Raw genomic sequence first — 20199 nt, 5'->3', positions numbered from 1 at the left:
TCGATTTCATTTATTACTTAAGATTTAACTTGCTCACCGGTTTTCCCGAATCTTCTTTCTCGCTTCTGATAATCTTCCACAGCGGCATAGAGGTGCTCCATTCTGAAATCAGGCCACAGTACCGGCGTAAAGTAAAGCTCAGTATAGGCGAGTTGCCAGAGAAGAAAATTACTGATCCGATACTCCCCACTGGTACGAATCATGAGTTCCGGGTCGGGGATGCCGGCCGTTTCCAAATGATCTGCAACAGTTTGTTGGGTAATTTCCTCGGGGTTTAATTCTCCTTTGGAGACTTTTTGAACAATGCGTTTGGTAGCTTGAGTCAATTCCCATTGGCCGCTGTAGCTGAGTGCTAAAATCACCGTGAGTCCGGTGTTGTTTTCTGTCAGTTTTTTGGCCTCCTGCAACTTTTCAAAAGCAGACTTAGGAAGACTCGACACATCTCCGATAGTGATCAGCCGGATGTTATTTTTCATCATCAGCGAGATTTCGTCGATGATCGTTTTGACCAATAATTCCATCAGCGCACGGACTTCGTCTTGAGGGCGAGACCAGTTTTCAGTAGAAAATGAAAATAGGGTAAGGTATTTCACCCCCAGATTATCAGCTCCTTCTATTGCATCCTTCACTGCCTGAATGGCATGTCGATGTCCAAAGATTCTCATGGCGCCTTTTTTCTTGGCCCAACGGCCATTGCCGTCCATGATTATTGCGAGATGTTTAGGGATATTGGTTAGGTCTAGTTTTTCCTTCATTCCAATGGATCGGGTACCTACATTTTTGGAGGTACAAAAATGCTATTTCTTTTCCAATAATCAGCCCTAGCCTTCAATTAATTAATAGGCATAGCACTTGACATCGGCAATTGTATAGCTTATTGTCAATCCTAGGAAATAGTACCAATCCTTCGTATTCGGATTACCAAAGTTGATCCCATAAGGAGGAATTTGTCCTGTATTAGGATCGGCCGGCGGCTGGTACCTTGGAATGGCCGGTTGATTACTGTCGATTTTATCCAGTAGGTCAGTCAAGGTAGGTCTGAATCCCAATTCTGCGGCCAGGGTCCAACGATCATTTAATCGATACTTTGCTCCTCCACCAAATGGAATGATGACTGAACTCAAGTTGTACCTTTCGGATGGCAAATACTTGTAGGTATTTCCCTTCATGATAAAATGGGAATAGCCCAGGCCAAAGAATGCGTAGGGCGACCACCTGAACTCTGAATCATTTCTCAAAAAATCCAAGAAATTGAATTCCATTACGGCACTGCCTTCGATGACTCCTCCACGAAATCTGCCATCTCTTACCCGAGCTACAGGATCCAAAGGATTCAAGCTATCTTCTGCCTGCAGTACAGAGGAGCTAATCGCAACTCTCAAACTCCACACATTGTCAAAATTTCTCTTGCCAAACAACGTGCCTTGAAGTCCAATTTGACGGGGATCAATTTTACGGATTATGTCCCCAGTGTAGGTTGCTACTCCGAGTCCACCACCTATTTCGTATTTCTGGGCCTTGGCCGGCGTAAAATTAGCTGCCAAGACTAGTGAAAATACTAGTAAGTAATTGATAATCTGAAAATTGATCTTTTTCAAGACGGTGCAAGTTATGAAGTACCAAACGTTTAAAAAACGCCCTTTCGTATTTAACGGGTTAATTAATGTTAAGCTCAAAGTAAAGCTTTTTCAGTTTCTCATATCAAAGCCCCAGTTCAGTTTTTGTCTGAGTGTATCAAAGAAATGATAGTGTGGCAATTTGACCAATTTTGCTGAAAACAACTCTTTTTTTACACTGAGTTTTACTTCTGAGGAAATGGAAGTAGATCTGGAATCTAGTGAAATCAGGAATTTTTCGGAACGACCCTCAATCTCAAAGCTCACCTCACAGTCATCTGAAATGATGATCGGCCTGACGTTTAGATTATGGGGGCTGACCGGAGTAATAACAAAACTTTTTGCGCCGGGTGTGATCAACGGGCCTCCACAGCTGAGGGAATATCCTGTAGAGCCTGTGGGAGTGGATACTATCAATCCGTCTGCCCAGTAAGAATTCAGATATTTTCCATCGATATAGGTATGTACCGTGATCATCGAAGAAGTGTCACGCTTGTGAATTGTAAATTCATTCAGCGCAAAATTAAATCCGTTGAAAAGCTTACGGCTCGATTCCAATGAAATCATGGATCTGGACTCGATCTGGAAATTACCATTGACAAGATGCCGAATGGCTTCGGCGATTCGGTCCGTAGCCACAGTGGCGAGAAAACCCAACCTTCCGGTGTTGAGTCCTAAAATGGGAATCTCCAAACTTCCCACCAGACAAACCGCGTCAAGCAATGTACCATCACCGCCGATGGAAATCAAAAAATCAACAGCTTCCAGCTCTTCCTGATTTTCAATTAGCCAATAGCTGAGTTTTTTGTTACCTGACATTTTTAAGGCTCGATCCAGCGGTTCGGTCACCAGGATTTCGATCTGATGACGGCCGAGCTCGAGGAAGAGTTCTTCGATGTCAGGAAGGGATTCGGCTTTCAATGAAAGGCCGTGCAAGGCGATTTTCATTTGGTTTTAGGTTGATTTTCAATGGTTCGATAGCCTATCCAAAACCTTTCTGACCGGAAACCTGGTTTATTCAGTTGGAATGGCCCACCCAATGATTCCAAAATGCGGTTTGCTGCTCTCATGGGCAATTTATGCCTCAAATATCCAAAAATCTAAGCAAGTTACCGATTCGGTCTTCTTCCCCACTGATTCCTGTTTCTTCCTGATAATGGTCGATGACACGATACCCGAATCGCTCGAGGGTAGCTTTTACATGTCGCAATTCGGTTTTGTCCAGTTTGAGGGTAAGCTTGATTTTGCTGTCATCCAAAGGATCATTGGTGATGAAGGAACTCAAGATTTTTGTGTTTTCTGACTCTACGAGTCTAGAGATTTCCGAGAGGTGGTAATCTGTCATAAACAGGGAAAGGATCAACACACTTCCCTGAGACTTGATCGAAAGACTGTCTGCAAAAGCCGAAATGGCATCCTCCATGGTCACTACTCCGAGATAGGTATTTTCCCTGTCCAGTACCGCTACCAAGTTGGATTGGTGCTCAGAGGCCACCCGTAGCACATCATAAATGTGCTTGTTGGAATAGACCCAGCAAGCTCCTGCTTCCAGTTCTATAGAGCCAATCAATTGATCGGCATCATTCCGATCAAAAATCACTTCGTCACTGATGAATCCCAGGAATTTTCCCTGATCGGAGACAGGCAAGGAATCGATACGAATCTCCTCCATCCAAGCCAACGCCATCCCAGCCCGATCGCTTAGTTTGAGCGGTGGAATAAGGTTATTGATAAATTCGTAGGCTTGCATAGGAGAAAGTTAGGAAATGAATTCACAACACAAAACGCTTTCCAGGCTATTCTTGTTCGTTTTGCTTCTTTTCTCAGAAAATCAGACTATAAAATGATTGGCCAGAATACCCAAGACAATACCACCAAGTATGATCAAAGGAGAGGAAACTTTGGTAAACTGGAGAAGTCCATACGTCCCTAGAATGAAAATGATGTGCAGGATATTAGCCTCCAGCGGTTCAAAAAGAAGATAAGCCGCTGCGATCAGCATTCCGCAGGAGACAGCATTGATTCCTTCCAATGCGGCTCGGACCGGACGGTAGAGTTTCAATTGATCCCAAAATCGAATCACAAAGAAAATCAGAAAAATACCCGGCAGGAATATACCCGCGGCCGCTATCAATCCTCCCATCAGGAATCCCATCAAGCCAAATTCCCGCATAGAAAGTGCCCCCACGTAGGAGGAGATAGAAAAGGTGGGACCGGGAATACCCTGCGAAATGGCATATCCAGTAAGGAACTCTTCCGAACTTAAGAAATGCTTGAAATCCACAAACTCAGTGTAGAGGTACGGCACCAAAACCTGTCCACCGCCAAAAATCAGACTCCCGTTACGATAGAAATTCTCAAAAAGTAGAATGGGTTGATACTTGGTAATAGCGCCAGCTACCGCTGCCAAAATCAAAACGCCTCCCCAAAGGTAAAAATTGGACCATTTGATGGTCAGGGATTTGTCCTCCTCTACTTTGGGTTGTTTTTTATATTTAATCGATGTGCTCAATCCTCCCAATACAAGCATAATTGGGAAGATATAAGGTGAACTGTAAAAGAAAGAGACAAAAGCAGAGATAAGCATCAGGATCATCGCATCTGTGCTTTTGATCATCTTACTGATGGTCTTTTGCGCAGCAAAAATGATAAATCCAATCGCCATGGGTTGGATAAAGCGGGCAAATCCCAGTGCTCCGGGAGTATTTTCCTGAAGGAAACTGATCAAAACTGCCGTGGCTGTCATAAGGATAGTGGCTGGGAGTATCCAAACCAACAGTGCCAAATAAGCCAGATTGGGGCCGCCCACCCTAAATCCAATCGCGGAAATCAATTGGGTGGAGGAGGGGCCCGGAAGAATATTGCAGAGTGCATTCAACTCCCAGAGCTCCTCCTCTGAAATATAGGCTCGGTTCTTCACCATCCGCTCCAGAAGCATCGCAAGGAAGGCTTGAGGACCACCAAATGCTGTCACAGAAAGCGCAAAGATGTCTTTGAGGAATACGTAGTATCGGACTTGGCGGACCGACATCTTACTTTTTCAGTCCTAATTCCCGAAGTCTTTCATCCAAAAATTCTCCTGCCGTAGCGTCAGTAAACTGCTTAGGATTATTTTCATCGATGCAGCTTTCTAGGCAGGTGAGATCCATTTCAGACCGCGGGTGCATAAAGAAAGGAATAGAAAATCGGCTTGTGTTCATCAACTCACGGGGAGGGTTGACCACTCGGTGGATGGTGGATTTAAGCTTTTTATTAGTCAATCGCTCCAACATGTCACCCACATTTACGACCAATTGATCAGGTAATGCAGTAATGGGAATCCATTTTCCATCCTTGCGCAAGACTTGTAGTCCGTCTGCACTAGCGCCCATCAGCAGGGTAATCAAATTGATGTCGCCATGCTCAGCCGCTCGTACGGCGTCTGCTGGCACTGCGTCCGGATCTTCGATTGGGAAGTAATGGATTTGTCTGAGAATCGAGTTTCCATATGCTACCTTATCTTCGAAATAGTCCTCGGGTAGTTCTAAATTCAATGCGATGGCTTTAAGCATAGCTTTTCCGGCATTTTCCAGCGTTTGAAATGCCTCTACGGCATCTTTCTGAAATCCAGCTATTTCTTCTGGCCATAAGTTTTCCGGATATTCACTTTTCACCGGATCGCTGTCAGGGATATGACTCAATTCCTGACCTACGTGATAAAATTCCTTTAAATCGCCGGTATTTCGACCTTTCGCATGCTCTTTTCCTTTGCCGGTATAGCCACGCTGGTATCCGATTTCGGGTTTTTCATATTTTTTCTTTACCTCATCAGGTAAAGCAAAAAAAGATTTGATCGAGCCGTAGAGTCTGTCCTGGAGATCCTTGGAGAGTCCATGGTTTTTGATCGCTACAAAACCTATATTTTGATATGCCTCACCCAGTTTTTTAACAAAGGCTGATTTTTGTTCCGCAGAACCGGAAGTAAAATCCGCAAGGTCTAAACTTGGAATTTCATCGAATAGGATGTCCATTTGTTTTATTGATTAGTTGGTGTGCCAATATAATTCTTCAAAATTAAATATCTTTAGACTCAATCCGGATTGCTGTATGAAGAAAATCCTATCCTTAAGCCTTTTAATCTGTATCCTATCTTGGTCCTGCTCGGAAAGCAAACGAAAGATTAATGAGACCGTGGTGGATTCGACCCAAGATTCACTTGCTGCATCCCCCATGCCCAAGGTCACATTTTATCAATATGAGGATTCTTCGGCTTTTCCTGATGCTATATTGGAATTGTATACTCCATTAGGTAACCAGGTTTTTCGACCTGGAAAAGTTCCTTTTGAGTTTAACATCAAAAACTTTCCCTTCATGGAGGAGGTGAGCCAAAACCCAAGGTTGTTTTTAATTCTCAATGGTGGGGATCCTGTAGGCTTCTTTTCTCCTATTTTTCAGCGTGAATTAACCGAGGGCACCTATCGGGTGGTGGCCTACTTAGTCGATGATGAAGGTTATGCGCTCAAAAGTTTTGGGAATTATGTCGACCGGGATTTTATGGTTGGGGAGTCTAGGGCATTTCCCTATTCAGCGGAGCCGTATTTGGCACTTCATCTACCGCGAAATGAGGAAACTGTCCCTGTTGGAGAGGAATTGATTATTGATTTTTTGGTTTTGGGAGGAGACATGAAGCTGGATGGTCTCAAAGTTCAGATCAAGGTGAATGATTTTGCTTATGAAATCGATCACATGGCTCCTATTCGTGTTGCGAATCTGCCGGTGGGAGATTACCGAGTAAGCGTGAAACTCTCTCGTGCGGATGGAAAAGAACTGGAAGGACCTTTCTCTGCTGTATCCAAGACAGTCTATGTCCGATAAGTCCTTATCTTTGGGCATCAATTCACTGAATTATTCATGCTTTTAGTTAATCAAATCCGGGAAGACTATGCCGGAGTGCTAGCCGGTCTGCAAAAACGAAATTTTCACAATGCACCGTCCATTTTGGACCAAGTCATCGCACTGGATGATTTGAGAAAATCCACCCAATCGCAGCGGGATCAGATTCAGGCCGAAGCCAATACCATTTCCAAGCAGATTGGAGTTCTGATGAAAGAGGGGAGAGCTGAGGAAGCAGTGGCTATCCGTGAGCGCACCTCACAGATCAAGGAGCAGATCAAAGATCTGGAATCCCAATACAGTCAGGCAGAAGAAGACTTGAAGGCCTTGTTGTATACGATTCCAAATGTCCCACACAGCTCTGTTCCCAAAGGCAAGTCAGCAGAGGATAATGAGGTGGTTTTGGAAAATGGCGCTATTCCCGAGCTTTTCGAAGGGAAGCTTCCTCACTGGGAGTTGATCAAGAAATATGATATCATCGACTTTGACCTAGGGGTAAAAATCGCTGGGGCTGGATTTCCAGTGTACAAAGGAAAAGGAGCTAGACTTCAGCGTGCGCTGATCAACTTTTTTCTCGACGAAGCTTTGGCTGCAGGCTACACCGAAATCCAGCCACCGATATTAGTCAACGAGGACTCAGGATACGGTACGGGTCAGCTTCCAGATAAGGAGGGGCAAATGTACTTTGCGACAGCAGACCAACTGTACCTGATCCCCACCGCGGAGGTGCCGATTACCAACCTCTATCGGGATGTAATTCTTTCTGAGGAGGATCTTCCGATTCGAAATGTGGGCTATACCCCATGTTTTAGAAGAGAGGCAGGGAGTTGGGGAGCGCATGTGAGAGGGTTGAATCGCCTACACCAGTTTGACAAAGTGGAAGTGGTGCAGATCACCCATCCCGAGAAATCCTACGAAACCCTAGAGAGCATGAGCAGCTATGTGCAGGGACTGCTACAAAAGCTGGAGTTGCCTTATCGTGTCCTCAGATTGTGTGGGGGTGATATGGGATTCACCTCAGCGCTGACTTACGATATGGAAGTCTACTCTGCAGCTCAGGAACGCTGGCTGGAAGTGAGTTCGGTATCAAACTTTGAAACGTATCAAGCCAATCGTCTTAAACTCCGATTCAAAGGGGAAGATAAAAAAACGCAACTTGCCCATTCGTTGAATGGCAGTGCACTTGCGCTTCCGAGAATCGTGGCTGCGATTTTAGAAAATAATCAAACTCCGGATGGAATCCGCATGCCGAAAGTGCTGCATTCCTACTTGGGCTTTGATTCCATATGATGGTGCAAAATTAACCGTTGGCGATTGCCAGCGGTTTTTTTATTTCTGAGGAAGGATGAAAGTAGGATTTATAGTAGTTTTTATTTTGGTCTCTAGTGTCAGTTTTGCGCAGCAGATTGAAATAGATGCGATCACCAAAACGGTCCATTTATACTTTGATGGGATGATCCAGCGTGATCGAAGGATGCTGGAGGAGGCCTTTCATCCGGAAGCCCGATTGATTGGATATCGGGGCGAAAACTTTACAATAACTCCGTTTGAAGCTTGGGCAAATGGTACTGCCTCTGGAGCTCCCCGTAATCCTGCCGACTATCAAAATTCGATCAAATCAATCCGGGTAGAAGGGTATACTGCCCTAGTAGAGACTGAGCTGTTTTGGCCTGGAATTTATTATTATGACTTTTTGACTTTGATAAAGGTGGAGGAGAAGTGGAAAATCGTCCACAAAACCTGGTACGAGAAACTCAGGTGATGAGTGGATCAGTCTAAGATTTCCCCAACATGCCGGTCGATATTTTCGGCAATTTTTTCCATCGGAAGATCATTGGCATCATCCCCAAACGGCTCCTCGATTTCCTCCGCTATAAGTTCCAAACTGGCCAAGACATAAAAGATAAAGGCAACCAGCGGAGCTGCAAAATATCCAACAGTAAAAGCGTAGCCCAAAGGAAGAGTCAGGGTATACACCAAAATGAATTTCTTGATAAAAGAGCTATAACTATACGGGATTGGGGTGTTTTTGATCCGTTCGCAGGCCCCACAGATGTTGGTGAAAGAGGATACTTCACCGTTGAGTATGATCAATTGATCCCCAGTAATTTCGCCTGATTTATAAAGTTGATTGATCCGTGCAAACATGAATCTGGCGATCTGATTTGGGACATGCTTTTCAATATCCACTTCGGTAAAGAGTTCACGCTCGTCATCATCCTGAAGGCTATATTCGGTCACCTTGGACTGAAGGTGGGCTTTGAGGGAATAGGCGTAAATGGGGATGGTTTTTCTGAAAAATCTCCGGGTAGCTTCATCGTCTGCATCCACCATGCCAGCGATCTTCAAAGCCAGATTCCTGCTGTTATTTACCAGTTCTCCCCAAAGCTTTCTTCCTTCCCACCAGCGATCATAGGCTGTGTTGGTTCTGAAGACCAAAAGCAATGAAATCACAAAACTGAGTAGGCCATGCATTTGAGGCAAATTTCTGATCCAGCTGTCTTCATCGATTTTGAAGATATGGAGCTCAAGGTAAATCACACCCAAAGAAAATAACAGGACAAAGCCAATGATCGGCGCTAGTTTGAACAGAGTGTCAGATTTTGAAACTGAAAAAATTACCTTTGCCCAGTCCTTGGTATTGTAAACCTTCATTGATAGGAAATCTTGCTGTCAATCATTTGTTGAAACTACCGCTAGGAAGTGAAAAAGACAATTGGTCTACCCTTTAAAATACGATCAGATTGATCCAAGGCTTAGCCTTTTATGGATTTCCAAAATTTGAGGGATCAGGAGCTTGTTTTCAGAGTTTTTAATGACAAAATCTGCCATTTCATTTTTCTTTTCATCAGGAAGTTGCTGGTCGATGATGTGATTCAGCTGCTGTATGTCCCGATGCGGATCACGCATTAGGACCCTTGCCATTCTGATTTTTAGCGGGGAGCTGACAGTGATGATTTTGTCCAACTCCTGATTGGCACCGGTTTCGAAAAGTAAAGCTGCCTCCTTAAGGATATATGGAGCAGTCTGACTATCAGCCCAGGATTGGAAATCCTTTCCGACCGCCGGATGAACCATGGCATTGATTTTTTTGACCTTTTCAGGGTCAGCAAATACTTCTCGAGCCAGAAAAGCGCGATTCAATTTCCCATCTGACTGGAAGGTTTCCGGACCAAAAGTTGCCGAAAGATCAGCTCGCAGGCTCGGATCATGAGCCATCAGCCACTTTGCCCGGTCATCAGCTGAATATACCGGGACGCCCAAAATTTCAAATAGTTGGCACACGGTAGATTTTCCTGATCCAATACCGCCAGTGATTCCCACCTTGAGGGGGCGAGTATTACTCATATTTCAACTTGACAAAAAGTGGGTCGACCTTGATTTCTTTGATATAGCTTGGGTTGGGCCTTACTTCGATCGTGATGGTACTGTCTTCGCGGTTTCTTTTCCGATAATCCAAGATAGCATCAAACTCGATATCCTTCAATTCGGTCACTTTGCTTCCATCAACAAGGTAGGTGATCATTGGCGTGATCTCTTCATTTTCGAGAGTAACGTCCCGGGGAAAGTTGTTTTTTTTTACTTTCAATCGCTTATTTCCTTCTAAAAATTGAATGATGGAAAAGTTGACCTCTACAGATTCTTCTTCTAGGGTTACAAACTCCGAAAGCGCTTTGTCAATACTTATTGGGACTGATTTTTGAAAATTTTGGGAGATTCTGTTCTCGTTGATCGAGACCGGGAATTTACCCTGAAAAATGTCCAAGACAGAGGTGGGGCCCTTTACCGTCACCTGCTCAGGTGAAAATCTGATCGGTCCCTCGATCTCAATATTTTTTGCCAAACTAAAGCTTGTACTGTCTATGACCAGATTCAGTTTTCGTTGTTCGATTTTATCGATATGGAATATAATTGAATCCTCCAGTGTCCCGATGAGGTTGGTAGGGGTAATAAAGTCCCCTAGTGGCCTTTTGAGATCTGCGGTGAGGAGGTAATTTCGGGTGGAGGGCTCTTCGAGATTGATGATGTAGGGCGGTTCGTTGAGCTGAAAATATTTTCTCAGCAAGTCCCATCCATTCCCGGAGATTTGGATCGGAACAGTTTCCGGCAAGGGCTGAACGGCCATGTAATTATCCTGATCATAATCCCATGCGATAGGATAATCCACAATAGTGGTGTAATTGTCCTTATTGAGGGCATTTAAAATCCAAAAAGTGGTAGCCGCTGCTATACAGAGGACTACCACTTTGAGATTTGAGAGTTTTTTGGAAGAAATCCTTCCTGAGGATTTTTTGATTCCTGGCAAAGCTCAGATTATTTTGTTGGGGCTGACTTTTTAGAAAAGTCAAGTGAAATGGCTGATTTTTCTACTTTAACCTTGAGTCCTCGGTCTAGTTCGAGCTGAACGGTATCTCCGTCCACACTGTACACTTTCCCATGAAGGCCACCAATTGTTACGACATCGTCGCCTTTTTTGATTTCTTCAATGAATTTCTTGGTGTCTTTTTGCTTTTTCTGCTGCGGTCTGATCATGAAGAAGTACATGATCAAGATGATAGAGCCGAAAAGAAAAACTTGGCCAAGAATACCTCCACCGCCAGCAGCGGCTTGAGCTAATACAGTAAGGATCATAAATTATCGCTTCAAAGGACCAGCTGGAGCTGATGCACCTGCCAATTTAGGAGTAACTGAACCCTTCAGTCTTAGACGAGTCACAGTTGGGTTAGTATTCGCTTGGATAGTAACGGTTGGAGCCTGAGCACCGGATTTTGCGGCAGAGTTGAATACGACTTTCACAAATCCTTCTTCTCCTGGATTCACCGGAGTTTTAGTCCAGTCAGGGCTAGTACAACCGCACGAAGCAGTGATGTTAGAAATGACCAGAGGAGCTTGACCATTGTTGGTGAAGTTGAAGACATGCTCCACTACCTGACCTTCATTGATGTTTCCAAAGTCATACTCCATTTCGGCAAATTGAAACTGACCTAATGTGCTAGGATCAGCAGATGTGGTGGTTTGCGCATTTACTGGAGTTACTGCTGTGTTTTTGTTTTCCAATTGGGCGATTTTGTCTTCCAATGCTTGGATTTTTGCAGCTTGGTCGTCCTTTTGCTCGCAGGAGCTGGCCAAAACCAACACCAAAGCGAAAACGCTTAATAGTTTGATTTTCATAATTGTTAGTTATTACCTTGGTTAATTTGATCGATTAATTTATTGACGTCATTGAGCAGGTTTTCTGCTTTGTTTTTTGCTTCTGAGATCACTCGTTTACCTTCCGTCTTGGCTTCATTGAGGTGAAGTTCTTTGCCTTCCACCAGATCTCCAATGAGTTCTTCCAATTCTTTCTTGTACTTGGAAAGTTTGAAAGAAAGTTTGTCACGGGTATTGGCCCCTGTATCTGGAGCGAATAGAATGCCCAAAGCAGCGCCTACTCCGGCGCCGATTGCAAATGCGAATAATGTACTGCTGCTCTTGCTCATGTTTTCCTTATTTATTGTCTAAAAGTCCCCGTCCACTCTTACGGATTTGGCCGCTGTCGGTTAGTTCTTTTGCCAAAACATCCAATAACCCGTTTACAAACTGCTTACTTTTCGGCGTGCTGTAAGTTTTGGAGATGTCAATGTACTCATTGATACTTACTTTCACCGGGATGCTTGGGAAATTTTTCATCTCCGCAATGGCCATCGATATGATGATTTTGTCCGTGAATGCCAATCGCTCAATGTCCCAATTTTTGGTTTTTTGAGCTATCAGTGCTTTGCTGGAATCAATGTTTTCGATCGTGAAGTTAAATATATTTTGAAAAAACTCCTTATCCTCATCCCAGTTGATCGCGATCTCAGGGAGTTGTTCGGCCTCCAACGCATCTGCGCTTGAAGCGTTTTTCAGCACCTTTGAAGCCAAGCTTCGAACCACAGATTTGTTTTCAGTCCAGTTCAGATCCTTTTCAGAAAACAGATTGAGGATCACTTCATTTTTGAAAATCACCTTTTTAAGTAAATCATCAGCGGCTTCGTAATCCTGGTCCAAAGTCGGATTTGCAAGCTGAAGGTAGGCTTGGTAAGTTTCCGAAGGTTTGATATAATCCCTAAACCACTCCTTTAGCTCCAATTCCAAGTCCTCAAGATTGACATTGTTCCGGGCAATTGCTGCCCGGTAAGTTGGTGATTCACGGATGATTTTCAGTACCTGATTATTCGCTAGATTGAGTTCGTTAGAGAATGCAATGGGATTTTCGCCAGCGAGTTTTTTCTTTTTCTCTACCTCTTTTTCTACGTGCTTTGCAAAAGCCTGCAAAAGTTCAATGGCCAGGAGGTACAGTTGGGGGATCCGTTCCGCCGATGTGACCATGTTTTTAAGCATAAACTGCCGGTCTTTTTCGTTGGCTGCATGGAATTGTTTGATCGCTTCCAACACCACCTGTTTGATTTTAGGTTTGGCGTCAGAGGCTTTGAGTAGGCTGGTGCTTTCTAGATTCTGGTCAAAAAGTTTGACAGCTTCTTCCGCATCTTTGGTCAATGCAGGTTTATCCTGCACTTCCATACTGTTGAGATCAGGCAAAAAAGACTCCCGGATGAAGTCTCTGGCAATATTGAGGTTAGATCCTTTGCATTGTTCGAAGGCATATAGGTTCTGAAATGCCTTGACTCTGAGGATTCTTCTGTTTAGCATAAGGGTTGTAAAAGAGTGGCAAATATAGGGAATTTGGGCCGGGTATCCCCATCAGAAATCGGACAAAAAAAACCACCGAAAGGTAGTTTTCGGTGGTTTTGGGGAATCTTCTGGTTTGGTTAGAATGGAAGTTTTACCCTTCCGATTGACTCAATTCGCGCTTTAGCTACTTCAATAGCGGCTTGCTGTGCTGGAATTTGCTCTTTTTCAGATTTATTCAAGATGCCTAAGCAGGTATCGTAGATTTTTTCTGTTTGGGCAAATACTGTCTCTTTTCTGTAGTCTTTGTAGTATTCAGCACCCACGTTGATGACGCCTCCGGCATTGATCAGGAAGTCCGGAGCGTAGATAATACCCTTTTCCATGAGAATCTTCCCGTGTTTCTCCTCATCCTGTAGTTGATTGTTTGCTCCTCCTGCGATCACGGCACATTTTAGTCGATCGATGGTTTGATCATTGATGGTAGCGCCAAGTGCGCATGGGGCATAGATGTCCATCGGCAGATCGTAGATTACATTCGGGTCGACGATTGTAGCGCCAGATGATTTTGCGATTTCTTTTAATTTATCTTCGAAAATGTCGGTAATCATGATCTCAGCACCTTCTTTCACGAGGTATTCGATCAGGTATTTCCCTACTTGACCGACTCCTTGTACGGCTATTCTCTTTCCTTTTAGAGAATCGGATCCGAATGCTTTTTTTGCAGCTGCCTTCATTCCCATGTAAACTCCAAAACCTGTGACAGGAGATGGATCACCTGCTCCACCTTTGATCTGGGGAAGACCAGTGACATGTCGTGTTTCCATGGCGATGTACTCCATATCGGAGGTTTTCATATTTACATCTTCAGCGGTCACATAACGACCGCCCAAGCTTTCGACGAATCGTCCGAATCTTCTAAGAAATGCTTCGTTTTTTAGTTTTGGATCTCCGATCAAAACTGCTTTTCCCCCTCCCAGATTGAGTCCTGCCAGTGCATTTTTGAAGGTCATGCCTCGGGACAGTCTCAACACATCAGTGATCGCTTCAGCCTCGGAAGCATATGGCCACATTCGAGTTCCGCCCAGAGCTGGACCCAAAACAGTATTGTGGATACCAATGAGAGCTTTAAGACCAGTGGCCTGGTCATGGCAGACCACGAGCTGCTCGTGATCCATTGTGCTGATCTGTCCAAAAATAGATCCCTCTTGCACAGTTTCGGTAGCATTAATCTCCAACATCTGAACTTAGCTTTTTAGATTATGTTATATTTGGGTTGTTGCCTTTAGAAAAAAGGCTGGTACAAAATTAAATACTTTTATCAGCCTGCAAAGGAAATGCTTCCGAAGTTTCTATAAGTTTATCCTCGATTTAAAAGTTTTTATTTGGTGAAGTCGCTCTGGAGAATCAATAAGTATTTATATAAGTACAAGGGTTTGTTGCTATTGGGAATAGTATTTACTGTGATATCCAATGTCTTCGTAATCATTCCCGCCCAACTAGTCAGGATAGCCATAGATTATGTGGTGGAGAGTTTTTCACTTTATCGCCCTCTAATGAAAGGGGATATGGGTGAAATTGCCAGGGAAAATTTCCTCGACGTCGTGCTGATTTTTGGAATTCTGATCCTGGTGATGGCGCTATTGAGAGGTTTTTTCCTTTTTCTGGTTCGGCAGACCATTATCATTATGTCTAGGCGGATAGAGTACGATATGAAAAATGAAATCTTTGATCACTACCAAAATCTTCCGCTAAGCTTTTATAGAAAAAACAGTACGGGAGATCTGATGGCCAGAATCACAGAGGACGTCAGTAGAGTCAGAATGTATCTGGGCCCGGCAATTATGTATGGGGTAAGTTTGCTGACGCTATTCCCGATGGTAATTTTCTACATGATCTCCGTCAATGCCGAGTTGACGCTTTATTCACTGCTTCCCCTTCCGATCTTATCTATCAGCATCTATTTTGTCAACAATCTGATCAATGAGCGGTCTGAGAAAATTCAAAGAAGCTTATCTGAGTTGAGTACGTATGTTCAGGAGGCTTTTTCGGGAATCCGGGTATTGAAGGCCTTCGTGCGTGAAGAAGATTCGGCACGGGAATTTGCCATCAAAAGCGAGGAATACAAAACCAAGTCGATCAATCTCACGCGAGTCAATGCCTTGTTTTTTCCTTTAATCATGGCATTAGTTGGGATTTCGACCATCATTACGGTCTATGTGGGAGGTATCCAAGTGATCAATGGAGAAATAGGATATGGTGTGATTGCTGAGTTTATTCTATATGTAAACATTCTGACTTGGCCTGTTACTTCATTAGGCTGGGTGACGAGTATTGTACAGCGTGCTGCTGCGTCCCAGACGCGGATCAACGAATTTTTGGATGTGAAAAATGATATCGTAAGCCTTAAGAACCTAGAGACTGAAATAGAAGGAATAATCAAAGTCGAAAACCTGTCATTCCACTATCCGGAATCCGGGATCCGGGCTTTGGATCATATTTCTTTTGAAATAAAAGCAGGTCAGACTCTCGGAATCATTGGTACCACCGGATCAGGCAAGTCGACAATAGCCAACTTGCTGATGCGGATGTATGATCCTACGACAGGTAAAATATCCGTAGATGGGCAGGATATCAGGGACTACAATATTTCCTCTTTGCGCCGACAAATTGGATTTGTACCACAGGACGTGTTTTTGTTTTCAGATACCATAGCGAATAATATTGCCTTTGGGATAGACCATTTGGATCAAGCGATCATCGAAAAGGCAGCAAAAGATGCCGATGTCTATCAAAACATTGTTGACTTTCCCAAAGGTTTTGAGACCATGCTCGGTGAGCGTGGGATTACTTTATCCGGAGGTCAAAAGCAGCGTGTTTCTATAGCACGGGCTATAGCCAAGGAGCCAAAAATCCTCATTTTGGACGATTGTCTTTCGGCGGTGGATACCAAAACTGAAAACTCCATCTTGACAGCACTACGCAAAATCATGGAAAATCGTACCTCTGTGATTATTTCCCATCGTGTTTCTTCGGCCAAGCTGGCCGACCACATCATCGTGCTCGATGAGGGTAAGATCATAGAGCGAGGGGATCACGATTCACTGATGAATCAAAAGGGCGTCTATGCCGAGCTCTACGAAAAACAGACCCAATCCGGAGAGCCTGTAGAAGATTGATTTTCATAGAATCCTGCTGATTTTCAATATTTAAGACTACCTTATGCGTCTTAAAAATCACTTTTGGCTATGGAAAAGAAAAAATCGACTACTGAGGAAATAGAGGAGGTACTCCAGGAGATTGGAAACAAAATAGAAGATCTCATCCAGAAAGGGGCTGAAGCTGGCGCCGATGTCAAGGATGAAATCGAGCAAAAAATTAAAGACCTAAAAGACAACAAAACCTCTCTGGAAGAAGAGCTTCGCAAAGGTAAGGAAATGCTCGAGCGAGAATTTAAGGAAAGAAAAGAGGATCTGGAGCCAAAAATCCAAGAATCAAAAGGTCTTCTCAAGGATGGATTCAAGCAAATTTTTTTAGGTATAAAGGCCCTTTTTGGCAAGAAGTAACAAAAAAATGCCCCCAAAAAGTTAGACACTTATTGGGGGCATTATTTTTTCCAATTTAAAGCATTCTGCTAATTTCCTGATAAGGCGTTGCAGCGATCATAGGCTGGGTCGATGTCGATGAACACATCCTCTTTGGCAGTGACAAACCATTTCTCAAGGATTTCATCTTCCTTGCGCCGAAGAGTCGCAGCTTTCATTTTTTCATAATCGTCATTCAGGTTGGCCCGGTGAGCGGGATATTTAGCCTGATAGTACAGGATTCTCACTTTTATCCCCTCTCTTGGATCTTCAAACCGGATAGGTTTCGTGATATTTCCCACCTCCATGGTATCAATCGTGAAGTATAATACCGGATCTTCCAGTGTTCTCAGCGAAAGCCTTTTGGATCCTGATGAAGGGTCGGTGAAGAAACCACCATTGTCAGATGTGGCCCTGTCATCTGAATATTCTTTTGCAGCCTTTGCAAAATCAATTCTTCCTGCTTCGATTTCTTTTTTAAGGCTATCAAGGTAACGTTCCGTTTTTGCGATGTCTTCTTCACTCGGCGTAGGTATACGCAAGATATGTCGTGTATTGTAGCTAGTGCCTTTAATTTCCAATAATTGAATCATGTGGAATCCGAATTGTGTCTCGACAGGATCACTGATTTCCCCAGGTCGAAGACCCAATGCTGTAGCCTCATATTCTGGGGCAAGTTCCCCTCTTCGGAAGAACCCCAAATCTCCGCCCTGGGATCCCGATCCAGGATCTTCAGAATACCGCTTGGCCAAATCGGCAAAATCTGCCTTACCATCCAGAATATCTTGTTTGAATTGAGACAACTGGGCGATCAATTGTGCCCGTACCTCCGGGCTTACTTCAGGTTTTTTCACAATTTGACCTACCGAAGCTTCAGAAGTAAAGAGCGGCAGCGAATCTTTGGGAATACTATTGAAAAAGCTCCGAACATCAGCCGGAGATACCGTGAGGCCTTCTGTGATCTTAGATCGCATTTTTGACACAATCAACTGTTCACGGATCACATCCTCGATTTCGCCTTTGAGTTGCTCGGCAGTTTTTCCATAGACTTGCACCAATACGCTTTCATCCCCGCCAAACTGCTGCATTACAGCATTGAATCGGTTATCTACCTGGAGCATCACCTCGGGTTCGGTCACCAGCACTGAGTCAATTTCAGCTTTTGCCACCATTAGCTTATTGATCATCAGGCTTTCAAAAACTTCACAGCGGGTAGGAGCAGTGATTCCCTGTTGTGCCTGTGCAAGCGCTTCAATGTAAGTCTGCTGTACCTCTGATTCCAGAATGATGTTGTTGTCTACTTTGGCAACAATTTTATCCAATACCTGTCCTGTCGGAGGGGCTTCCTGGGCGAAAGATTGGCTGATCGCCAGTACTCCGAAAAGTGATAAGATAAGTTGGTTCCGAAATTTCATAAGTGTAAGTGAGCTTTAATTTCCCAAACTGGAAATTTTTTAATTATTGATTCAACGCCAAGAAAGCTTCCTCTTTTACTTGAGGGTCGACCTTGATGGGATATTTGCTTTTTAATGACTGCGTGAGTGTAGTGTCCAAATGTTCCTGATAATCGCGGATTACCAGTCCTCTTGATTCTTCGAATTTGCGGGATTCTGCAGGAAATTTTTGCCCAAGAAGGACTAAATACGTGCTATTGTCTACTCTGACTTCCTGGTAGGTTTGGTCCAGATTTACTTGCGAGAGGACCTGATGATCAGCATATTCGAAAGTCCCTGCCTCAGTCTGATAGGCCAGTGGTGCATTTGCTTGATAGTTGGAATTGAATTCGCTGATCAAGGCTTGATTGTAGCCATTTCCACTGAGAGCTTTGCGGGCATTATCAAGTTGAGATTGATCCAAGACTTTGACTATAAAAGCTTCCACGCGCTTTTTCCATTGATATCTTTCAATGTTTTTTCTGTAGAATTCTACCTGACCAAGGGAATCCGTGATTCCTTTTTGCCAAACTTCCTGATTCATCAGGGAGAAAAGAAGGATGCCATCCCGATACTCTTTGAGAAGCATCTGATATTCCCTGTTGTTAGACTCCAGATCGTTTTCTTCTGTTATTGCCAATGTTTTGGCCACAAAACGATCATACCATTTATCAAAAGTTCCCCCTTTGGCCTTTGGACTAATTTCTTCCTCTTTCATAAAAGAATTTAGATCTGAAGCGGTGTAGGTCTTTCCCTGAAGAGTAAATAGCGGGGCATTTTGAAGAGAAGCAGTGACCAAAACGGATTCAAATGTGGATTTAGTCGTCGCATTAAGCTCCGATGCAAGGCGGCTTACCGATGCGTCATTCTCAACAAAGCCATATCGGGCTTTTTGAATGGCAACCACCTGAGATTGAATCATTTGGGAGCGAGAATCTCTTAAAATTCTGGAACGAATTTCTTCCTCCATTTCTTCAAAAGATGCTACAGGTTTTTTTTCCTCAAGTCTTAAAATATGGTAACCATATTGCGTTTTGAGTGGGGGAGACACCTCACCGATTTCCGTGAGTGTAAATGCTGCCAATTCAAATTCGGGTATCATATTTCCCACCCCAAACCAAGGCAACAACCCACCTCTCTGGCTGGTCGCTGGATCTTCGGAGTAGGTTTTTACGATATCTTCCCAAATGGTACTCTCTTTTTGTATTTCGGCGTAGATGTCGGAGATTTTCCTTCTGGCGTTTTCTTCCTGAGTGGCGTCTTCTGGGTCAAATCGCACCAAGATATGTGACACCCGTACCTGCCCCGGATTGGGCTGGCGGTCTTTGACCTGAATGATATGGTATCCAAAGTTGGAGAGTACCGGATCGGATAGCTGTCCTACCTGAAGTGAATATGCGGCGTCCTCAAATGGCTGAACCATCTGTAGTCCTGTGAAGTAGCCTAGGTCACCTTTGTTTATTTTGGCAGATGGATCATCTGAGTACTGTGCGGCCAATTCGTTGATATTTCCGCCATTTTCGATTTCTCCACGCACTTTCAGCGCCATTTTCAAGACGATCATGCTGTCTTCGGTACTTGCATTTGGGGGAAATTGAAATAGAATATGACTGGCTCTCACCACTTCCTGCATTCGGGAATAAGCTTTGCGAAGCTCACCTTCCTCGAGGGAATTTTTGATCAAATAAGGATGAATCAGTGTTTCTTTGAATGATTGAAATTCATTTTTGAATTCCTCAGAATTATCCAATCCCAATTTTTCAGCTTCTCTAACTTTGAGTTTGTAATTGATAAACAAGTCTAGGTTCTCTTCAAATTCCTCCCGACTTACTCCTGAAGATTGATTATTTGAAGTATTGCCTTTGGATAAAAGGTAGACCAGTTCGTCTTTTTCCACGGGTTTGCCGTCGATTGTCAAAAGAATCTGACTCGAATTCTGTGCTTTGGCGACCGGAGTGAGGCAAACCAAAGAAACTAAAAGGAGGGAAAGTATATTTGCCGAAATGGTTCGGTGATTCATGGAAAGGAGGATGTCCGAATTAA

The 20199-nt window shown here is 43.8% G+C and carries 21 protein-coding genes; 5 read left to right on the top strand and 16 right to left on the bottom strand.

Features of this window, described 5'->3' with window-relative positions:
- Positions 1–17: 17 nt before the first annotated feature.
- From DK188_RS11120 to DK188_RS11095, 6 genes are all read right to left on the bottom strand, one after another.
- Positions 18–755 carry an isoprenyl transferase gene (locus tag DK188_RS11120; RefSeq protein ID WP_111670888.1) on the bottom strand — a complete coding sequence of 246 codons (738 nt, stop codon included), beginning with the start codon at positions 753–755 and terminating at the stop codon, positions 18–20.
- Between the two features lie 81 nt (positions 756–836).
- Entirely contained in the window at positions 837–1598 is a 762-nt protein-coding gene (gene porG / locus DK188_RS11115; protein ID WP_111670887.1) for a type IX secretion system protein PorG, read from the bottom strand.
- A 90-nt stretch (positions 1599–1688) separates the two neighbouring features.
- Positions 1689–2564, bottom strand: coding sequence for an NAD kinase (locus DK188_RS11110; RefSeq protein WP_111670886.1), 876 nt, complete (start codon positions 2562–2564; stop codon positions 1689–1691).
- Positions 2565–2700: 136 nt separating this feature from the next.
- Positions 2701–3366: a CBS domain-containing protein gene (locus DK188_RS11105; protein WP_111670885.1), complete on the bottom strand. Its 666-nt coding sequence runs from the start codon at positions 3364–3366 to the stop codon at positions 2701–2703.
- 81 nt (positions 3367–3447) lie between these two features.
- On the bottom strand, positions 3448–4647 hold the full coding sequence (gene chrA / locus DK188_RS11100; protein WP_111670884.1) for a chromate efflux transporter: 1200 nt from the start codon (positions 4645–4647) through the stop codon (positions 3448–3450).
- A gap of 1 nt (position 4648) precedes the next feature.
- The gene (locus DK188_RS11095; RefSeq protein ID WP_111670883.1) at positions 4649–5626 is read right to left on the bottom strand and encodes an isopenicillin N synthase family dioxygenase; all 978 of its coding nucleotides are present in this window, start codon (positions 5624–5626) and stop codon (positions 4649–4651) included.
- A 76-nt stretch (positions 5627–5702) separates the two neighbouring features.
- Here DK188_RS11095 and DK188_RS11090 point away from each other — a divergent pair, with 76 nt between their 5' ends.
- The 3 genes from DK188_RS11090 to DK188_RS11080 are packed head-to-tail and all read left to right on the top strand — an operon-like array spanning position 5703 to position 8250.
- Positions 5703–6470 (top strand): hypothetical protein, encoded by a 768-nt coding sequence (locus tag DK188_RS11090; RefSeq protein WP_111670882.1) that lies wholly within the window; start codon positions 5703–5705, stop codon positions 6468–6470.
- A gap of 36 nt (positions 6471–6506) precedes the next feature.
- Positions 6507–7778, top strand: coding sequence for a serine--tRNA ligase (gene serS / locus DK188_RS11085; protein WP_111670881.1), 1272 nt, complete (start codon positions 6507–6509; stop codon positions 7776–7778).
- A gap of 55 nt (positions 7779–7833) precedes the next feature.
- Positions 7834–8250 carry a nuclear transport factor 2 family protein gene (locus DK188_RS11080; RefSeq protein WP_111670880.1) on the top strand — a complete coding sequence of 139 codons (417 nt, stop codon included), beginning with the start codon at positions 7834–7836 and terminating at the stop codon, positions 8248–8250.
- A gap of 8 nt (positions 8251–8258) precedes the next feature.
- Here DK188_RS11080 and DK188_RS11075 read toward each other — a convergent pair whose 3' ends face one another.
- From DK188_RS11075 to DK188_RS11040, 8 genes are all read right to left on the bottom strand, one after another.
- The gene (locus DK188_RS11075) at positions 8259–9143 is read right to left on the bottom strand and encodes a bestrophin family protein (RefSeq protein ID WP_111670879.1); all 885 of its coding nucleotides are present in this window, start codon (positions 9141–9143) and stop codon (positions 8259–8261) included.
- An 84-nt stretch (positions 9144–9227) separates the two neighbouring features.
- Positions 9228–9836, bottom strand: a complete 609-nt coding sequence (gene coaE, locus DK188_RS11070) for a dephospho-CoA kinase (protein ID WP_111670878.1) — start codon at positions 9834–9836, stop codon at positions 9228–9230.
- On the bottom strand, positions 9829–10794 hold the full coding sequence (locus DK188_RS11065; protein WP_111670877.1) for a YbbR-like domain-containing protein: 966 nt from the start codon (positions 10792–10794) through the stop codon (positions 9829–9831). The genes coaE and DK188_RS11065 overlap by 8 nt, the downstream gene beginning before the upstream one ends.
- Before the next feature lie 8 nt (positions 10795–10802).
- Positions 10803–11120 (bottom strand): preprotein translocase subunit YajC, encoded by a 318-nt coding sequence (yajC, locus tag DK188_RS11060; RefSeq protein WP_111670876.1) that lies wholly within the window; start codon positions 11118–11120, stop codon positions 10803–10805.
- A 3-nt stretch (positions 11121–11123) separates the two neighbouring features.
- Entirely contained in the window at positions 11124–11660 is a 537-nt protein-coding gene (locus tag DK188_RS11055) for a DUF1573 domain-containing protein (RefSeq protein ID WP_111670875.1), read from the bottom strand.
- A 5-nt stretch (positions 11661–11665) separates the two neighbouring features.
- A complete protein-coding gene (locus DK188_RS11050; RefSeq protein ID WP_111670874.1) occupies positions 11666–11968 on the bottom strand; it encodes a YtxH domain-containing protein in 303 nt (100 codons plus the stop codon).
- A 7-nt stretch (positions 11969–11975) separates the two neighbouring features.
- Positions 11976–13160 carry a transcription antitermination factor NusB gene (gene nusB, locus DK188_RS11045; RefSeq protein WP_111670873.1) on the bottom strand — a complete coding sequence of 395 codons (1185 nt, stop codon included), beginning with the start codon at positions 13158–13160 and terminating at the stop codon, positions 11976–11978.
- A 119-nt stretch (positions 13161–13279) separates the two neighbouring features.
- Complete coding sequence (locus DK188_RS11040) at positions 13280–14380, bottom strand: Glu/Leu/Phe/Val dehydrogenase dimerization domain-containing protein (RefSeq protein ID WP_111670872.1); 1101 nt, start codon at positions 14378–14380, stop codon at positions 13280–13282.
- A gap of 147 nt (positions 14381–14527) precedes the next feature.
- Here DK188_RS11040 and DK188_RS11035 point away from each other — a divergent pair, with 147 nt between their 5' ends.
- Both DK188_RS11035 and DK188_RS11030 read left to right on the top strand, forming a co-directional pair.
- Positions 14528–16318: an ABC transporter ATP-binding protein gene (locus DK188_RS11035; RefSeq protein WP_111670871.1), complete on the top strand. Its 1791-nt coding sequence runs from the start codon at positions 14528–14530 to the stop codon at positions 16316–16318.
- A 69-nt stretch (positions 16319–16387) separates the two neighbouring features.
- Positions 16388–16705 (top strand): hypothetical protein, encoded by a 318-nt coding sequence (locus tag DK188_RS11030; RefSeq protein ID WP_111670870.1) that lies wholly within the window; start codon positions 16388–16390, stop codon positions 16703–16705.
- A gap of 68 nt (positions 16706–16773) precedes the next feature.
- On the opposite strand, the gene DK188_RS11025 is transcribed toward DK188_RS11030, so the two are convergent.
- Together DK188_RS11025 and DK188_RS11020 are read right to left on the bottom strand one after the other, a co-directional pair.
- Entirely contained in the window at positions 16774–18138 is a 1365-nt protein-coding gene (locus tag DK188_RS11025; RefSeq protein WP_111670869.1) for a peptidylprolyl isomerase, read from the bottom strand.
- A 43-nt stretch (positions 18139–18181) separates the two neighbouring features.
- Positions 18182–20176: a peptidylprolyl isomerase gene (locus tag DK188_RS11020; protein WP_111670868.1), complete on the bottom strand. Its 1995-nt coding sequence runs from the start codon at positions 20174–20176 to the stop codon at positions 18182–18184.
- Positions 20177–20199 lie beyond the last annotated feature (23 nt).

This window comes from Algoriphagus litoralis (assembly GCF_003259255.1).
In the GTDB taxonomy this organism is placed as follows: Bacteria; Bacteroidota; Bacteroidia; order Cytophagales; family Cyclobacteriaceae; genus Algoriphagus; species Algoriphagus litoralis.
Note: the sequence above shows the minus strand (reverse complement) of the source record. Positions and strands in the feature narration are given on the sequence as shown.

Excerpts from the sequence above, each read along its gene's own strand:
- DK188_RS11030 (WP_111670870.1), top strand. The coding sequence starts at position 16,388 with ATGGAAAAGAAAAAATCGACTACTGAGGAAATAGAGGAGGTACTCCAG.
- DK188_RS11055 (WP_111670875.1), bottom strand. The coding sequence starts at position 11,660 with ATGAAAATCAAACTATTAAGCGTTTTCGCTTTGGTGTTGGTTTTGGCC.
- DK188_RS11090 (WP_111670882.1), top strand. The coding sequence starts at position 5,703 with ATGAAGAAAATCCTATCCTTAAGCCTTTTAATCTGTATCCTATCTTGG.
- DK188_RS11020 (WP_111670868.1), bottom strand. The coding sequence starts at position 20,176 with ATGAATCACCGAACCATTTCGGCAAATATACTTTCCCTCCTTTTAGTT.
- DK188_RS11025 (WP_111670869.1), bottom strand. The coding sequence starts at position 18,138 with ATGAAATTTCGGAACCAACTTATCTTATCACTTTTCGGAGTACTGGCG.
- serS (WP_111670881.1), top strand. The coding sequence starts at position 6,507 with ATGCTTTTAGTTAATCAAATCCGGGAAGACTATGCCGGAGTGCTAGCC.
- DK188_RS11080 (WP_111670880.1), top strand. The coding sequence starts at position 7,834 with ATGAAAGTAGGATTTATAGTAGTTTTTATTTTGGTCTCTAGTGTCAGT.
- coaE (WP_111670878.1), bottom strand. The coding sequence starts at position 9,836 with ATGAGTAATACTCGCCCCCTCAAGGTGGGAATCACTGGCGGTATTGGA.
- DK188_RS11105 (WP_111670885.1), bottom strand. The coding sequence starts at position 3,366 with ATGCAAGCCTACGAATTTATCAATAACCTTATTCCACCGCTCAAACTA.
- DK188_RS11110 (WP_111670886.1), bottom strand. The coding sequence starts at position 2,564 with ATGAAAATCGCCTTGCACGGCCTTTCATTGAAAGCCGAATCCCTTCCT.
- DK188_RS11095 (WP_111670883.1), bottom strand. The coding sequence starts at position 5,626 with ATGGACATCCTATTCGATGAAATTCCAAGTTTAGACCTTGCGGATTTT.
- DK188_RS11120 (WP_111670888.1), bottom strand. The coding sequence starts at position 755 with ATGAAGGAAAAACTAGACCTAACCAATATCCCTAAACATCTCGCAATA.
- DK188_RS11075 (WP_111670879.1), bottom strand. The coding sequence starts at position 9,143 with ATGAAGGTTTACAATACCAAGGACTGGGCAAAGGTAATTTTTTCAGTT.
- chrA (WP_111670884.1), bottom strand. The coding sequence starts at position 4,647 with ATGTCGGTCCGCCAAGTCCGATACTACGTATTCCTCAAAGACATCTTT.
- DK188_RS11050 (WP_111670874.1), bottom strand. The coding sequence starts at position 11,968 with ATGAGCAAGAGCAGCAGTACATTATTCGCATTTGCAATCGGCGCCGGA.
- nusB (WP_111670873.1), bottom strand. The coding sequence starts at position 13,160 with ATGCTAAACAGAAGAATCCTCAGAGTCAAGGCATTTCAGAACCTATAT.
- yajC (WP_111670876.1), bottom strand. The coding sequence starts at position 11,120 with ATGATCCTTACTGTATTAGCTCAAGCCGCTGCTGGCGGTGGAGGTATT.
- DK188_RS11040 (WP_111670872.1), bottom strand. The coding sequence starts at position 14,380 with ATGTTGGAGATTAATGCTACCGAAACTGTGCAAGAGGGATCTATTTTT.